The sequence below is a fragment of the Mesorhizobium sp. LSHC412B00 genome (assembly GCF_000503035.1).
Lineage (GTDB): Bacteria > Pseudomonadota > Alphaproteobacteria > Rhizobiales > Rhizobiaceae > Mesorhizobium.
This window is the reverse complement of sequence record NZ_AYWB01000004.1, coordinates 87,238-102,439: the sequence shown is the minus strand read 5'-3', so window position 1 is coordinate 102,439 and position 15,202 is coordinate 87,238. Positions and strand designations below refer to the sequence as shown.

At 63.7% G+C, this 15,202-nt stretch carries 14 protein-coding genes; 10 read left to right on the top strand and 4 right to left on the bottom strand.

What is annotated here, in order from left to right:
- The first annotated feature begins 168 nt into the window (after window positions 1–168).
- Entirely contained in the window at window positions 169–1,449 is a 1,281-nt protein-coding gene (locus X757_RS155310; RefSeq protein WP_023698914.1) for an amidohydrolase family protein, read from the top strand.
- A 72-nt stretch (window positions 1,450–1,521) separates the two neighbouring features.
- Window positions 1,522–2,445, top strand: coding sequence for a DMT family transporter (locus tag X757_RS155315; RefSeq protein WP_023725821.1), 924 nt, complete (start codon window positions 1,522–1,524; stop codon window positions 2,443–2,445).
- Window position 2,446: 1 nt separating this feature from the next.
- Here the strand turns inward: X757_RS155315 and X757_RS155320 are convergent, their stop codons facing one another.
- The gene (locus X757_RS155320) at window positions 2,447–3,349 is read right to left on the bottom strand and encodes a phosphotransferase family protein (RefSeq protein ID WP_023725820.1); all 903 of its coding nucleotides are present in this window, start codon (window positions 3,347–3,349) and stop codon (window positions 2,447–2,449) included.
- Between the two features lie 106 nt (window positions 3,350–3,455).
- Between X757_RS155320 and X757_RS155325 the strand changes: the two genes are divergently transcribed.
- Window positions 3,456–4,088 (top strand): class I SAM-dependent methyltransferase, encoded by a 633-nt coding sequence (locus tag X757_RS155325; RefSeq protein ID WP_023692639.1) that lies wholly within the window; start codon window positions 3,456–3,458, stop codon window positions 4,086–4,088.
- Window positions 4,089–4,100: 12 nt separating this feature from the next.
- On the opposite strand, the gene X757_RS155330 is transcribed toward X757_RS155325, so the two are convergent.
- The gene (locus X757_RS155330) at window positions 4,101–6,554 is read right to left on the bottom strand and encodes an FAD-dependent oxidoreductase (RefSeq protein WP_023725819.1); all 2,454 of its coding nucleotides are present in this window, start codon (window positions 6,552–6,554) and stop codon (window positions 4,101–4,103) included.
- Window positions 6,551–7,435, bottom strand: a complete 885-nt coding sequence (locus X757_RS155335) for a phosphotransferase family protein (protein WP_023725818.1) — start codon at window positions 7,433–7,435, stop codon at window positions 6,551–6,553. The genes X757_RS155330 and X757_RS155335 overlap by 4 nt, the downstream gene beginning before the upstream one ends.
- 420 nt (window positions 7,436–7,855) lie before the next feature.
- Here X757_RS155335 and X757_RS155340 point away from each other — a divergent pair, with 420 nt between their 5' ends.
- On the top strand, window positions 7,856–8,620 hold the full coding sequence (locus X757_RS155340; protein ID WP_023685103.1) for a DeoR/GlpR family DNA-binding transcription regulator: 765 nt from the start codon (window positions 7,856–7,858) through the stop codon (window positions 8,618–8,620).
- Here the strand turns inward: X757_RS155340 and X757_RS1000000168880 are convergent.
- Window positions 8,617–8,778: a hypothetical protein gene (locus X757_RS1000000168880; RefSeq protein ID WP_023713562.1), complete on the bottom strand. Its 162-nt coding sequence runs from the start codon at window positions 8,776–8,778 to the stop codon at window positions 8,617–8,619. The two genes, X757_RS155340 and X757_RS1000000168880, sit on opposite strands and share 4 nt — an antisense overlap.
- Before the next feature lie 247 nt (window positions 8,779–9,025).
- On the opposite strand from X757_RS1000000168880, the gene X757_RS155345 reads away from it, so the two are divergent.
- The 6 genes from X757_RS155345 (at window position 9,026) to X757_RS155370 (ending at window position 15,189) form a co-directional block, all read left to right on the top strand.
- The gene (locus X757_RS155345) at window positions 9,026–9,637 is read left to right on the top strand and encodes a DedA family protein (RefSeq protein WP_023725817.1); all 612 of its coding nucleotides are present in this window, start codon (window positions 9,026–9,028) and stop codon (window positions 9,635–9,637) included.
- Between the two features lie 80 nt (window positions 9,638–9,717).
- A complete protein-coding gene (locus X757_RS155350; RefSeq protein ID WP_023673412.1) occupies window positions 9,718–10,629 on the top strand; it encodes a LysR substrate-binding domain-containing protein in 912 nt (303 codons plus the stop codon).
- A gap of 212 nt (window positions 10,630–10,841) precedes the next feature.
- Complete coding sequence (locus X757_RS155355; RefSeq protein WP_023688802.1) at window positions 10,842–11,996, top strand: ABC transporter substrate-binding protein; 1,155 nt, start codon at window positions 10,842–10,844, stop codon at window positions 11,994–11,996.
- 203 nt (window positions 11,997–12,199) lie between these two features.
- On the top strand, window positions 12,200–13,198 hold the full coding sequence (locus X757_RS155360) for an ABC transporter ATP-binding protein (RefSeq protein WP_023715589.1): 999 nt from the start codon (window positions 12,200–12,202) through the stop codon (window positions 13,196–13,198).
- A gap of 220 nt (window positions 13,199–13,418) precedes the next feature.
- Window positions 13,419–14,384 (top strand): ABC transporter permease, encoded by a 966-nt coding sequence (locus X757_RS155365; RefSeq protein ID WP_023702659.1) that lies wholly within the window; start codon window positions 13,419–13,421, stop codon window positions 14,382–14,384.
- A complete protein-coding gene (locus tag X757_RS155370) occupies window positions 14,374–15,189 on the top strand; it encodes an ABC transporter permease (protein WP_023702660.1) in 816 nt (271 codons plus the stop codon). The genes X757_RS155365 and X757_RS155370 overlap by 11 nt, the downstream gene beginning before the upstream one ends.
- Window positions 15,190–15,202: the final 13 nt, after the last annotated feature.

Below are 15,202 nucleotides of genomic sequence, written 5' to 3'. Positions count from 1 at the left end.
ATCCCATGCCTGACTGACGAATTTCGGATTCGCCACCAGGGCGAAAGGCGGCTTATAGAGCGAGTTGTGGCCGGATGGAACCTTTCGCTGTCGCGGAGACAATCGGCTGCGGCACGGTGTCTTTTGCGCCACGATTGCGGCGATTGATCTGCGGGGAGATGACGACAGATGGATTTCGACCTTGTTGTGCGCGGCGGAACGCTGCCCGACGGCACCGTCGCCGACCTCGGCATCATCGGCGAGACGATCGTCGCCATCGAGCCCGAACTGCATGTCAGCGCCGGCACGTCGATCGACGCCCGTGGCAATCTGATCTCGCCGCCCTTCGTCGATCCGCATTTCCATATGGATGCCACGCTGTCCTACGGCATTCCACGCATCAACGCTTCGGGTACGCTGCTGGAGGGCATTTCGCTATGGGGCGAGCTGAAGCCGCTCCTGACGCATGACGCGGTTCGCGAGCGGGCGCTCGCCTATTGCGACTGGGCGGTCTCGATGGGCCTGCTCGCCATCCGTACCCATGTCGATGTCTGCGATGACAGGTTGCTCGCGGTCGAGGCGCTGCTCGACGTCAAGAAGATTGTCGCGCCCTATATCGACCTGCAATTGGTCGCCTTCCCGCAGGACGGGTTTTATCGCTCGCCGACGGCGCGCCACAACACCATCCGCGCGCTCGACATGGGCGTCGACATCGTCGGCGGCATCCCGCATTTCGAACGCACCATGGCCGACGGCACGCGCTCGGTGACCGAATTGTGCGAAATCGCGTCGAAGCGCGGGCTGATGGTCGACCTGCATTGCGACGAGACCGACGATCCGCTGTCGCGCCACATCGAGCAGCTTGCCTATGAGACCCACCGCCTTGGCCTTCAGGGCAAGGTGGCCGGCTCGCACCTGACTTCCATGCACTCGATGGACAATTATTACGTCTCCAAGCTCCTGCCGCTGATTGCCGAGGCCGGTGTGTCGGCGATCCCCAATCCGTTGATCAACATCATGCTGCAGGGCCGCCATGACACGTTTCCCAAACGCCGCGGCATGACCCGGGTGAAGGAGATGCAGGCGCTCGGCATCCGCGTCGGCTGGGGCCAGGATTGCGTTCTCGACCCCTGGTATTCGCTCGGCACCGCCGACATGCTCGACGTCGCCTTCATGGGCCTCCACGTCGCTCAGATGTCGAGCCCTGCCGACATGGCGCGCTGCTTCGACATGGTCACCAATGTCAACGCCGCCATCATGGGCCTCGATCATCTCGGCCTTGCCGTGGGCAAGCGCGCCAGCTTCGTTATCCTCGATGCCGGCAACCCGATCGAGGCCTTGAGGTTACGTGCCGAACGGCTGTGCGTCGTCGCCAGGGGCAAGGTGGTGGCCGAGCGCACGAAGCAGGAGACACGGCTGTCGATCGCCGGCCGTCCCGGACAGGTGAACCGGCGGCACAAAACTGCGTAGAAACAGCCGATTTCCGCCGCTGGTCTTACCGATTTGCCTCGTCAAAGCGGCCGCTTGCAGCTAGGGAGCCGCATGGCCCAGTCGCTCGTCCGCACCTTTACCATCAGGAACGTGCTTTTGGCCGGCATCCTTTTGATGCTGGCCGGCGACTTCATGTTCGCGCTGAACGACGCGATGGGCAAATGGCTGGTCGCCAGCTTCTCGGTGGGGCAGGTGGTGCTGATCCGATCGATCGGGGCCTTCATCGTGCTCGGCCCGATGATCGCCAACCAGGGCGCCGGCAGACTGTTCCAGATGGAGCGGCCGGTCCTCCAGATTCTGCGCGTGCTGGCGACCACGGTGGATACAGCCTTGTTTTACGCGGCCGTCGTCTATCTGCCGCTGGCCGATGTGATGAGCTTCTACATGGCCGGGCCGATCTATGTGGCGGCGCTGTCGCATTTCCTGCTCGGCGAAAAGGTCGGCTGGCGCCGCTGGGCCGCCATCATGGTCGGCTTCTGCGGCGTGCTGATCATCTTGAAGCCGTCTTCGGCGGCGTTCTCGCAGTCCTCGCTGTTCGCACTGGTCGGCAGCATTGCCTTCGCCTTCGCCATCATCCTCAGCCGCCGCCTGCGCGGCACCAGCGACACAACGCTGGTCACCTGGCAGACTATCGGCACGCTGCTGGTCGGCGGCGTGATGACCATCGGCGCCTGGCAGACGCCCTCGGCACTCGATTTCGGCGCCATGCTCCTGCTCGGCATCGTCTCCTGCAGCGCGCATCTGATGATTACCAGGGCGCTGAAACTGGCCCCTGCCTCGACGCTGGCGCCGCTGCACTACAGCCTGCTTCTATGGGCGGTGATCTTCGGCCTGGCCTTCTTCGGCGACGTGCCGGGACCGCGCATCCTGATCGGCGCGGCCATCGTCGTGCTCGCCGGCCTGTTCATCTTCCACCGCCAGAAGGTGGTCGAAATAGTCGTGCCGCCGGAGAACGTGCCGAAAGGCGTGAATTGACCTAACCTTGGCGCACCGCCGCCAGATGCCGTGAAAACTCAGGCGTTTCCATCAGCGCCTTGCAACGGGCGAAGCGGCCGTCGGCATAGGCGCGGAAATCCTCGACCGGGTTGTTGTTGGCAAGCTGGATAAGGCCCCAGAGCGTCCACAACAGGTCGCACATCGCCTTGTAGGTGACGACGCGGCCGCGCTCGGCCGGTTTTGCCTCGCCGCCGAAATAGGCGCGCATCATCTCTTCCTCCTGCGCGGTGTCGAACCGGCCTTCGACCGAGAGGTCGCCGAGGTCCCAGAGCGGGTCGTTCATCCCCGAATATTCCCAGTCGACGATCCACATCCGCTCGCCCGTATCGAGAAAATTCTCGCACAGTGGATCGCAATGGCAGGCGGCAATCGGCAGTCTATGCGCGGCAAGGGACGCACGCACGGTGTCGGATTCGCGCACCACGTCGTGGTAGCCCGGCGGCAAGGCGACTTCCTTGGTCGATAAGACCTTGAGATAGTCGTCGATCATCGCAAACAGCTCGAAGCGGAACGGAAATACCGCACCGGACGTGTGCAGCTTGCGGAAGGCTTCGCCGGCGCGGGCCGGGGTGCCGGCGCGCAGCTTGAACTTTTCCGGCGACATCGTCACGGCGCCGGCAACGAAGCGGCTCGCCAGCACGCCTGTCGCGGGGTCGACATGCAGCACTTCGGGGCTGACGCCCGCTTTGGCCGCCTCACGCGCCGCCACCGCTTCATTGGCGCGGTTGATATACTCCTCGGTGCCTTTGCCGGGGATACGCAGGCAGATATCGCCGGCCCGAAAGACGAGATTGGTCATCCCGCCCAGCCGCTCAAGCGGTCCGTCATAGCCCGCCAATGCCGGAATTGCCGCAAGTGTTGCGCGTGCCTCGTCCGTCCCCATGCCTGTTGCCCTTGGCCGTGTATTTCTTGCAACAACGGTTCCACAGTTTTCGCCGTTTGGCTATCATCCGATCGAGGGTGAGCAGCGAGCTGGCGGAGAAACAGCCATGGCGGGCAACAAGGATCATGGCGGGCTTGGCGCCGCCTATGCGGCGCAACGGCCCGAGGACGTCGCCGCGATCTATGACAGTTGGTCGGAAACCTACGATGCCGACATGTCGGCCGCCGGCTACCGCCATCCGACGATCTGCCTGGCCCTGCTGGCCCGCCATCTGCCGCGCGGCGCCGCACCGCTTCTCGACGCCGGCGCCGGCACCGGGCTGATCGGCGAGTGGCTGGCCATCACCGGCTATCCCCAGGTCGAAGCGCTCGATATTTCGCAAGGCATGCTGTCTAAAGCGGCGGCAAAGGGCGTCTATTCGGCGCTGCATTGCCTGGCGCTCGGCGGGCCACTGCCCTTTGCCGACAATGCCTATGCCGGCATCGTCTCGGCCGGCGTTTTCACCTCCGGCCATGTCGGCGCCGAGGGGCTGGACGAACTGATCCGCGTCTGCCGTCCCGGTGGCGTCATCGTGCTGACCATCAAGAACACGCTGTGGAACGCCGGCTTTGCCGATCGCATCGCTGCGCTCGAGGCTGAGGTCAGGGTCGTTCGTGCCGAGGAGACTGCGCCTTATGTTTCGATGCCGGGCGAGGCTGACACCGTGCCCAGCCGCGGCCTTGTACTCCGTGTGAGCTAATCCAGGTTTCGTCTACGCCTTGATCCTGCTCATCGAAGAATCGTACATCGGTTCGAGATGAATGTTGGCCGGCGTCCGTTCCATCGCGACCACCAGCTCATAGTCCCCTGAGCTGAGAAAATCGTCGCTGACGCCATCGGCGTTGCGGACATAGCCATAGCCGATGTTCTTAGCCAGCGTGTAGCCATAACCGCCGCTGGTGAGATAGCCGACCGGTTCGCCATTGCGCAAAATCGTCTCGCGCCCAACCAGCACGATATCGGGATCGTCGACCGTGAAGCCGGCAAAGCGTTTCTTCAGGTCGGCGCCGCTGATCTTTTCGAGCGCCCGCCGGCCGACGAAATCGGTGTTCTTCCTCAGCTTCACCGCCCAGCCGAGGCCGGCCTCCTGAGGCGTGTCGTTGGGGGTGATGTCGGAGCCCCAGGCGCGGTAGCCTTTCTCCAGCCGAAGTGATTCCAGCGCCCGGTAGCCGATCGGCCGGATGCCGTGCGGCTTGCCTGCCGCCATCACCGTGTCGAAAATCTCGCCGGTGGCGGCGATCGGCACATGCAATTCCCAACCAAGCTCGCCGACATAGGTGACGCGCAGCGCCCGAATCGTATGGCCGGCAGTCGTGATCTCGCGGATATGGCCGAACGGGAAGGCGGCGTTCGAGACATCGGCATCGGTCACGGCAGCCAGAACGTCGCGGGCCCGCGGTCCCATCAGTGACAGCGTGCCGAAATCCTCGGTGACATCTTTCAACGTCACGTCGAGACCCTTGCCGACATGGTCGCCGATCCAGGAGAGATCATGCGTGCGGAAGCCGGTGCCGGTCACGATGTAGAATTTGTCTTCGGCGAGCCTGGCCACCGTCAAATCGGCCTCGATGCCGCCGCGCGTGTTGAGAAGCTGCGTGTAGGTCAGCCGTCCCACCGGCTTGGCGACATCGTTGGCGCAGATCCAGTCCAGCGCCTTAGCCGCATCCGAACCCGTCATTTCGTATTTGGCGAAGGACGACTGGTCGAAGATGCCGACTTTCTCGCGCACATGGCGATGCTCCTCGCCGACCGGGCCAAACCAGTTCTGCCGGCCCATGGAATAAATGTCTTCGGATGTGGCGCCCTGCGGCGCGAACCAGTTCGGCCGTTCCCAGCCGAGCTTGGAGCCGAACACCGCGCGGTGCGCTTTCAGCCGCTCGTAGAGCGGCGAGACGATGCGCGGCCGGCCCGAGACGTACTCCTCATGCGGAAAGCCGATCGTGTAATGCTTGCCATAGGCTTCCAGCGTGCGATCGCTGACCCATTGCCGGTCGCGGTGCAAATTGGAAAAGCGCCTGATGTCGACCACCCAAAGGTCGAGCGGCGCTTCACCATCGACAACCCATTGCGCCAGCACCCAGCCGGCGCCGCCGCCGGAAGCGATGCCGAAGGCGTTGAAGCCGGCGCCGACGAACATGTTGGCGCATTCGGGCGCGACACCGAGGATGAAATTGCCGTCCGGCGTAAAACTCTCCGGCCCGTTGATCATCTGCTTGACGCCGACCGTCTCCAGCGCCGGCACGCGCGCGATCGCCTGGCTCATATGCTGTTCGAAATGATCGTAGTCGTCGTCGAACAGGCGGAACTCCCAGTCATCGGGGACATCGCCGCCGGGCAGGCCGGTCGCCCAGGCCTGCGGGTTCGGCTCATAGCCGCCCATCACCAGCCCGCCGACCTCTTCCTTGAAATAGGTGCGGCGGTCGGGATCGCGGATTGTCGGCGCGTCGGTCGCCAGCCCGTCGATCTTCTCGGTGATGATGTACTGGTGCTTGACCGGTTGCAGCGGCACGCAAATGCCGGCCATCGCGCCGACCTGGCGTGCCCATTGCCCGGCGCAGTTCACCACCTTGTCGCAAGCAATGTCGCCCTTGTTGGTCTTCACCGCGGTGATGTGCCCGTCCGTCATGTCAAAGCCGGTAACGCGGACGTCCTCGAACAGCTTGGCGCCATGCATGCGCGCGCCCTTGGCCAGCGACTGCGTGATGTCGGAGGGGCTGGCCTGCCCATCGGTCGGCAGCCAGGAGGCGCCGACGAGGTCGCCGGTCTCCAGCAGCGGCCACATCTTTTTGACCTCCCCCGGCGACAGCAACTGCATGTCCATGCCGAAGCTCCTGGCCGTCGTCGCCAGCCGTTTATATTCGGTCCAGCGGTCGGCATTGGTCGCAAGCCTGAGGCACCCGGTCATCTTCCAGCCGGTAGCGAGCCCGGTTTCGGCTTCCAGTCCCTTGTAGAGCTCGACCGAATATTTGAGCACGCGGGTGATCGAGGCCGACGAGCGCAACTGGCCGACCAGCCCGGCCGCATGCCAGGTCGAACCCGAGGTCAGCTTGCCCTGTTCCAGCAGCACGACATCGGCCTTGTGGTCGCGCGCCAGGTGATAGGCCGTCGAACAGCCGATAATGCCGCCGCCGATGACGACGATGCCGGCATGTGTAGGCAATGTCATGACTGTGTCCCGTACTTCGTGCGGTAATTGTCCAGCGCCGCGTCGAGCCGCGTCAGGTTCTCCGCGGTGTAGGCGACGTAGTCGATGCCGGGCGCGTCGAGGTAAAGTTCGGAAACCATGCTCCACATCGCCTCGCGCAGCAGCGAGGCGCATTGCATGGCCGCGTGCGAGCGGCGGATCGCCTTATCCGGCTCGCGCATGAAATACGCCGTGAGGAAAGTGAAGGACTCCGCGTCGCTCATCTCGGCGTTGGAGGCAACGCCGGCAAGATCGAACATCGCGGTGTTGAAACCGGCATATTCGAAATCGATGAGCCACAACCTGTCGCCATCGTCGAGGATATTTGCCGGCAGAAGATCGTTGTGGCCGAATACGATCGGCAGCAGCTTCTGCGCCCGCTCCAACTCGTCGGCCAGAGCCAGCAGCCTGGGCAGCTCGTCGCGCTTGCGGCTGCCGCCTTCGCTCAGCGTTCGCGCATAGTCGCGGATGACATGGAAGACCCAGAACATGAAGCCGGCGCCGGAGATGTGATTGGGCATCTCGCGATGGAACCCGCGCATAAGCGCTGCGACGCGGCCGATATTGGCGCGCACATCCTCGGCGACATAGGTTTTCGCGCCGAGGAATTCCGTGACCATGATGCCGGGTTCGGAATGGCGGACCGCCGGCGCGAAGCCTGCGGCGTGCGCCGCCCGGGCCGTCATCACCTCGCGGTCGCGAAAGACGTGGTGAAATGGATAGTTCTGGCCGAAGCGCACGACATGCCGCCCGGCTGCGTCCTTGACCAGATAATTGGCGTTGCTGAGGCCGCCCGGCAGCGGCGCAATGTCGATGTTGCCGTTCCAGCAGGGCAAGGCCCGGATGCGGTCTTCAGCAGTCACGGGACCATCCCTGACTTTTGCGGAGCTTTCCCAGGCGCCATGGGCCGCGCAACGAGCGTTGGGAAACGCAAAAAATCTCGTCGGTGCGGGACGCAGGAACTCCTATCCCGCGCCGCACCGACGAGCCCCTCTGGCCAGGTTTTGATACCCGGTCTCCGCCCCCGCGGATTTGAGAAACTTTTGTGCCAGTTCAAACCCAGACGGTCTGGCCAGACGGTCCGGTCCGTGAATTGCGGCTCTGCCATCACCCTCCCGTGGCAGTTCCGAAGCTGTCACGCCGTCAATGTCACGCCAGTGCTGCCTAACTGTCAATGAAATGTTGCGACTTTTTTTGGGTGTTTTGCCCGAAACCACGAGCAATTCCTTTAAAAACGGCGGCATTGCCCTAAAACCGGGCAGGCCGCAAACTGAGGAAGCCAGATGATCCATTCGAAACGGCATGGCGAAATCCTCCGCCTCCTCAAGGAAGAGGGCACCGTCACCATTGCCAGCCTCGCCGACCGGCTGGGGGTTTCGCTTGAAACGGTGCGCCGGGATGTCAAGCCACTGACCGGCAATGGCTCGGTGCTCAAGATGCATGGCGCCATCGGCCTGCCGTCGATGGCCGGCGAAGCGCCCTTCGAGCGGCGCATGCGCGACAATGCCGAGGCCAAGCGGCTGATCGCCCGCATGGTCGCTGCCACCATTCGCGACGGTGAATCGGTCATGCTGGACACCGGCACCACGACCTCGTTCCTGGCCCGCGAACTGCTCGGCCACCGGCGGCTGACGGTCGTCACCAACTCGTCCGATATCGCCCGCACGCTGGCCACCGTCAACGGCAACAAGGTCTATATGGCCGGCGGCGAATTGCGCAGCGATTCCGGAGCCGCCTTCGGCGCCTCGGCGATCGATTTCGTCAGCCGCTTCTCGGTCAGCCATGCGGTGATTTCGATCGGCGCCGTCGATGCCGCCGCAGGCCTTGCCGACTACGATCTGGAAGAGGCGGAGTTCGCCCGCATGGTGCTGTCGCGCGGCCAGCGCTCGCTGGTCATCACCGACCACACCAAGTTCGGTCGCCAGGGTCTGGTCCAGGTCTGCGGCTTCGACGGTTTTTCCGAACTCGCCACCGACCAGCCGCCGCCGCGCGACATTGCCTCGGCACTTGCCGAGGCTGGAGCGCGCCTTAGCATTGCTGCGGCCTAGCCAAACACCAGCGACTGGCGCGCCGCGATCCCGGCCATGCCGCCACCCGATACCACGAAGGCGATGTTGTGCATCATGCGCGCCGCGTTGCCGGCCGCGTAAGATGTCGTTCTGGTGAAAAATTGTTTTTCAATCATCCCGCTCTTCGCAATGTCCATGCAACTTGGCAGCCGCAAACAGCGCCTCGTCGAAATGCGGGCCGGGCGAATCGCCCGCATCAGCAATGAGGCCACCATGCTGCAAACGATGCCTTGTCTTTCCTCATGGCCTGGACGCTTGCGCGCTCCGACCTGGAAGCCGACCCGGCTTGGCCGGACATTCCGCAACTTTCCGCCGGCGACGGTGTATGACGGTGTATAAGGTGTCCAGGATCAAGAACCTCAAAACCTATGACTGGCGCTTCGCATGACTGATCCACTGTCGGCGATCCTGGGCTTCGGCCTGCTCGGCGTCGCCTGCCTCGCCTTCACAGAAAAGATCCTGCCGCTGCCGCCCTCGCATGTGCTGCTGCTGTTCCTCGGCATGACGGCAGCCCCCGATCTCCCGGCGCTGGCGATCCTGCTTCTGGTAACGACGCTGTCCGCCATCACAGGCTGCCTTGTCTGGTATAGTTTGGGTCGTCGGATTGGCTTGGATCGTGCCGACAGGCTGGTCCAGCGTTTCGGCAAATATGTCTGCTTGCGCTATGCGACCTACAGCAAGCTTGGTCAGGCCTATCGCCGCCATCATGTCCGGGTCTCCTTGCTGGCGCAGTTCATCCCGACGGTTCGCAACTATCTGCCGATCGCGGCCGGCGCGCTCCGTCTTCCACTCTTGCCCTTCGCGGCGGCGACGCTGCTCGGCGCCACGCTATGGAACACCGGCTTCCTCGTCACCGGCTACCTTATGCGCGGCAGCGGCCGGGATTCCTATGCCATCGGCTTTCGCATCATCGTCATCGTCATGGCGCTGGAGACGGCGTTCATGCTCGCGCTGCGCTACGGTTCAGCCTGCCGGCGGCGCCTCAGGTTCGGCTGACCAGGAGGCGCCTCAAGCCGTATGGGTATAAGCTCCGCCTTCGGCTTTCCTTCCCCGGCGCGCCGGTGTTTAGTCCGGCCATGGCTTTCACCATCCGCCAGCTGCAGTTCTTCATTGCCGTCGCCGAGCAAGGCACGGTGTCGGGCGCCGCACAAAACCTCTCCATCTCGCAATCCTCGGTCACCGAGGCGATCAAGGAGCTGGAGAGCGATCTCGGCGTCGAATTGTTCGAGCGCCATCCGCGTGGCCTCAACATTACCCACAAAGGCCACCAGTTCCTGCGCCATGCGACCAAGATCCTGGCCGACGTCTCCGACGCGCGCCGCGCTTTTTCCGACGACCAGGTGGTGGCCGGCGGGCGGCTGCAGCTCGGCGTCACCTCGCTGGTCGCGGGCTATGTGCTGTCCGATCTGCTGGCGCGCTACCGCCGCGCCTATCCCGGCGTCGATGTCTCGGCCATCGAGGACAATGGCGACTATCTCGAACATCTGCTGATCGGCGGCAAGCTCGACATTGCCGTCATGGTCACCTCCAATTTGCGCGACCGCACCGCGCTGCAGTCGGAAATCCTCGAGGTCTCGGCCTACCGGCTGTGGGTCCCGCTCGGCCACAAGCTGGCCAGCGCCGACATTATCGGCATAGGCGACATTGCCGGCGAGCCGCTGATCATGCTGACCGTCGACGAGATCGAGGAGAACACCGGCAAGCTTCTGGCGGCGATCGGCGCCAGGCCGCATGTCGCCTTTCGCACCCGCTCGGTCGAAGCCGTTCGCAGCCTCGTCGCCACAGGTGCGGGCGTGGCGTTGCTGCCCGACCTAGTCTACCGGCCGTGGTCGCTGGAAGGCGACCGCATCGAATCGCGCGACATTTCGGGTTCCCTGCCGGTCGTCCAGGTCGGCATGGTCTGGCGCCGCGGCTCCGGTCTGCCGCAGGCGTCGCGCGACTTCATCGGCCTTGCCCAGTCGCAGCGTATGGTACGCCAGCAGCGTTGATAGGGTTGCGTGGTTATCTATCGGAAAAACCGATATCGCGTTTCTGATAAATGAATTTGCGAAACCGGAATTTTCCGAGCACTTTTCATGTCAGGGACGAAAGCCGCCATCAGAGCGGCAACGTGCCATCGAATGAACTGACGCTTTTCAGCCTGCGGCTGACCGCGGCGGCGACTCGCTTCGCAGTCAGGCGCCAAAATGGGAGATTGACGATGAATTCATTCCTGAAGACGTGCACCGCCTTGACGGTCGCGCTGACCTTTTCCGGTCAGGCCGTCGCCCAGGTCAAGGAACTTGGCAAGGGCGAAGGGGAGGTCAGCATCGTTGCCTGGCCGGGGTACATCGAGCGCGGCGAAACCGACAAGGGCTATGACTGGGTGACCTCCTTCGAGAAGGAGAGCGGCTGCAAGGTCAACGTCAAGACCGCGAACACCTCCGACGAGATGGTCTCGCTGATGAATGAGGGTGGGTTCGATCTAGTCACCGCTTCGGGTGACGCATCGCTGCGCCTCGTTGCCGGCAAGCGCGTGCAGCCGATCAACACCGATCTCATCCCGAGCTGGAAGGCGGTAGACGACCGTCTGAAGGATGCGCCCTGGTTCACCGTCGACAAGGTGCATTACGGCGTTCCCTATCAGTGGGGCCCGAACATCCTGATGTACAACACCGATGTCTTCAAGGAAGCGCCCAAGAGCTGGAACGTCGTCTTCGAGGAAATGAACCTGCCGGACGGCAAGTCCAACAAGGGCCGCGTCCAGGCCTATGACGGCCCGATCCACATCGCCGACGCCGCCAACTATTTGATGTTCCACAAGCCGGAACTCGGCATCAAGGACCCGTACGAACTGAACGAAGACCAGTACAAGGCAGCGCTCGAGCTGCTGCGTGTTCAGCGGACGCTGGTCGGCCGCTACTGGCATGACGCCGCCATCCAGGTCGACGACTTCCAGAACGAAGGCGTCGTCGCTTCCGGTTCGTGGCCTTACCAGGTCAACACGCTGGTTGCCGCCAAGAAGCCGGTCGCCTCGACCGTGCCGGAAGAAGGCGTCACCGGCTGGGCCGACACCACCATGATGGAGGCCGACGCCGCGCATCCCAACTGCGCCTATATGTGGCTTGAGCATTCGCTGTCGCCCAAGGTGCAAGGCGATGTCTCGGCCTGGTTCGGCTCGCTCCCCGTGGTGCCCGCTGCCTGCAAGGGCAACGAGCTGCTCGGCGAGGAAGGCTGCAAGACCAACGGCTACGAGAACTTCGACAAGATCAAGTTCTGGAAGACGCCGGTCTCGAAGTGCGCCACCCAGAACGACCACTGCGTGCCCTACTACCGCTGGGTGTCCGACTATATCGGCGTCATCGGCGGGCGGTGAGCTCCCTTAACCCTCCCCCTTGTGGGGAGGGTCGACGCGCAGCGTCGGGGGGGCAACGCTGACGTCCGGTGCTAGTCACCCCACCCGCGGCTTCGCCGCGACCTCCCCCATCGAGGGGGAGGTGAAGTGCCGTGCCCGCTGGCCTGATTGGTGGCGGCAAGAGCTATTTCGACGAACACAAACCGGCAACAGACGGACAGCCCATGACATCGGCCGTTTCCTTCCAGAAAGTCTCTCGCCATTTCGGCAGCGTGCGCGCCGTCGATGCGGTCGATCTCGATATCGTGCCGGGCGAGTTCTTCGCCATGCTCGGTCCGTCGGGGTCCGGCAAGACGACCTGCCTGCGCCTCATCGCCGGCTTCGAGCAGCCGACCTCGGGCTCGATCTCGATCTTCGGCGACCGAGCCGAGGGCGTGCCGCCCTATCGCCGCAACGTCAACACGGTGTTCCAGGACTACGCGCTGTTCCCGCATTTGAACGTGCTGGACAATGTCGCCTACGGGCTGATGGTCAAGGGCATCGCCAAGCCGCAGCAGCAGAAGGCGGCGGAAGAGGCATTGTCACTGGTGCGGCTTCCCGGCTATGGCGCCCGCCGTCCCGGCCAGCTCTCCGGCGGCCAACGCCAGCGCGTCGCGCTGGCCCGTGCGCTGGTCAACCAGCCCAAGGTGCTTTTGCTCGACGAGCCGCTCGGCGCGCTCGACCTCAAGCTGCGCGAGAACATGCAGGAAGAGCTGAAGTCGCTGCAGAAGGCGCTCGGCATCACCTTCGTCTTCGTCACCCACGACCAGGGCGAAGCGCTGTCGATGGCCGACCGCGTCGCCGTCTTCAATGACGGCAAGATCATGCAGATCGGCACGCCGGAAGACATCTACCAGCGGCCGAAGACCCGCTTCGTCGCCGATTTCGTCGGCTCCTCCAACGTACTGCCGCCGGACTTCGTCCAGCGCTATTCCGGCCAGCACCGCTGGGGCAGCCTGCGTCCCGAATCCATCCGCATCGGCCGCGCCGCCAAAGGCGAGGGCGTCGCCGCGCGCCTGGTCGGAACCAACTATCTCGGCGCTACGACCAAGCTGACGCTCGACGCCGACGGGTTGAGGCTGCACGCCATCGTACCGGCCGGGACAAAGCTGCCGGCGAAAGGCGAAGCGGTGGTGCTGACGTTCAACCGCGAGCATTTGCATTTGATGGACGAGCCGGCATGATTGAGGTTTGCGCCAAGCACCCCCCTCTGTCCTGCCGGACATCTCCCCCTCAAGCGGGGAGATTGGCTGTTCCTCCCGGTTTCGCCAATCTTCAACGTTGGGGATTTGGCGAGGCAGCGAAACTGCTGATCTCCCCCCTTGAGGGGGAGATGTCCGGCAGGACAGAGGGGGGTGTGAAGGAACGCGGCTTCTCAGGGTTCCTTCAGCACGCGGTCGCCCCATGACCATCGCCGCGCTCAACTCAACCTCCGCCCCCGCCATCCTGCCCGGCAGCGGTGGCATGCGCGGCGCACTGTCGGACCTTTTCTGGCGCAAGCCGCAACTGCTGCTGTTCCTCATGCTGCTGCCGCCGGTTCTATGGCTCGGCGTTGTCTATATCGGCTCGTTGTTCGCACTTCTGGCGCAGAGCTTTTTTTCGATCGACGAGTTCTCCGGCCTCATCAACCACGAATTCACGCTGAAGACCTATGGCGACCTGTTCCAGCCCGCCAATCTCGACATCATCCTGCGCACGGTGACGATGGCGGTGCTGGTCACGCTGGCCTCGGCCGTCATCGCCTTCCCGATCGCCTATTATGCGGCGCGCTATGCCCGCGGCCGCTGGAAGGCGCTGTTCTATCTCGGCGTCATGCTGCCGCTATGGTCGAGTTACCTCGTCAAGATCTACGCCTGGAAGCTGATCCTCGCCAAGGAAGGCATTTTGACCTGGCTGCTCGCCAAATTGCATCTGCTCTGGGTGCTCGATGGCTGGCTGTCGCTGCCGGTCGTCGGCGGCAATTCCCTGTCGGTCTCCGCCACCGGCACCTTCATCGCTTTCGTCTATGTCTGGCTGCCGTTCATGATCCTGCCGGTGCAGGCGGCATTGGAGCGCGTGCCCGGCAATCTGGTCGAGGCGTCCTCCGATCTCGGCGCATCGCCGGGCCAGACCTTCCGCAACGTGCTGTTCCCGCTGGCGCTGCCCGGCATCGTCGCCGGCTCGATCTTCACCTTCTCGCTGACGCTGGGCGACTACATCATCCCACAGATCATCGGCACATCGCGGCTGTTCATCGGGCAGGCCGTCTATTCGCAGCAAGGCACAGCCGGCAACATCCCGCTCGCCGCAGCCTTCACCGTCGTGCCCATCGTCATCATGGGTTTCTATCTCTGGGGCGCCAAGCGCATGGGGGCCTTCGATGCGCTCTGACGGTTCGCAATCCGCTCCGCTCGGCCTCAAGATCGCTGCCGCCTGCGGCCTGCTGTTCCTGCATCTGCCGATCTTGTTGATCTTCGTCTACGCCTTCACCACGGAAGAGAAGAGCTTCGTCTGGCCGCCGCCGGGGCTGACCACACAATGGTTCGCCGTCACCTGGAACCGGCCGGATGTCTGGCAGGCGCTGTCGCTGTCGGTCCGCGTCGCCGCCATCTCGACCGCGATTGCCTTGATCCTGGGCACGCTGTGCGCCGCCGCCGTGTCGCGGACGAAATTCTTCGGCCGCGAGACCATCTCGCTGCTCGTCATCCTGCCGATCGCACTGCCCGGCATCATCACCGGCATCGCATTGCGCTCCGCCTTCTCACTGGCCGACATACCGTTCTCGTTCTGGACGATCGTGCTCGGCCACGCCACCTTCTGCGTTGTCGTCGTCTACAACAATGCGGTCGCCCGTTTCCGCCGCGCTTCCGGCTCAATGATCGAGGCCTCGATGGATCTCGGCGCCGACGGCTTCCAGACCTTCCGGCACGTCGTGCTGCCCAACATCGCCACCGCTCTGCTTGCCGGGGGGATGCTCGCCTTCGCGCTCTCCTTCGACGAGGTCATCGTCACCACCTTCACCGCCGGCCAGCAGCAGACCGTGCCGATCTGGATGCTGGAAGAGCTGATCCGCCCACGCCAGCGTCCGGTCACCAATGTCGTCGCCATGGTCGTGGTGCTGGTGACGCTGCTGCCCATCCTTGCCGCCTATTACCTGACCCGCGACGGCGACCAGATCGCCGGTTCGGGCAAATGAAGAACAGCGAATA

Excerpts from the sequence above, each read along its gene's own strand:
- X757_RS155310 (WP_023698914.1), top strand. The coding sequence starts at position 169 with ATGGATTTCGACCTTGTTGTGCGCGGCGGAACGCTGCCCGACGGCACC.
- X757_RS155320 (WP_023725820.1), bottom strand. The coding sequence starts at position 3,349 with ATGGGGACGGACGAGGCACGCGCAACACTTGCGGCAATTCCGGCATTG.
- X757_RS155340 (WP_023685103.1), top strand. The coding sequence starts at position 7,856 with ATGATCCATTCGAAACGGCATGGCGAAATCCTCCGCCTCCTCAAGGAA.
- X757_RS155355 (WP_023688802.1), top strand. The coding sequence starts at position 10,842 with ATGAATTCATTCCTGAAGACGTGCACCGCCTTGACGGTCGCGCTGACC.
- X757_RS155315 (WP_023725821.1), top strand. The coding sequence starts at position 1,522 with ATGGCCCAGTCGCTCGTCCGCACCTTTACCATCAGGAACGTGCTTTTG.
- X757_RS155370 (WP_023702660.1), top strand. The coding sequence starts at position 14,374 with ATGCGCTCTGACGGTTCGCAATCCGCTCCGCTCGGCCTCAAGATCGCT.
- X757_RS155330 (WP_023725819.1), bottom strand. The coding sequence starts at position 6,554 with ATGACATTGCCTACACATGCCGGCATCGTCGTCATCGGCGGCGGCATT.
- X757_RS155360 (WP_023715589.1), top strand. The coding sequence starts at position 12,200 with ATGACATCGGCCGTTTCCTTCCAGAAAGTCTCTCGCCATTTCGGCAGC.
- X757_RS155350 (WP_023673412.1), top strand. The coding sequence starts at position 9,718 with ATGGCTTTCACCATCCGCCAGCTGCAGTTCTTCATTGCCGTCGCCGAG.
- X757_RS155345 (WP_023725817.1), top strand. The coding sequence starts at position 9,026 with ATGACTGATCCACTGTCGGCGATCCTGGGCTTCGGCCTGCTCGGCGTC.
- X757_RS1000000168880 (WP_023713562.1), bottom strand. The coding sequence starts at position 8,778 with ATGGACATTGCGAAGAGCGGGATGATTGAAAAACAATTTTTCACCAGA.
- X757_RS155325 (WP_023692639.1), top strand. The coding sequence starts at position 3,456 with ATGGCGGGCAACAAGGATCATGGCGGGCTTGGCGCCGCCTATGCGGCG.
- X757_RS155365 (WP_023702659.1), top strand. The coding sequence starts at position 13,419 with ATGACCATCGCCGCGCTCAACTCAACCTCCGCCCCCGCCATCCTGCCC.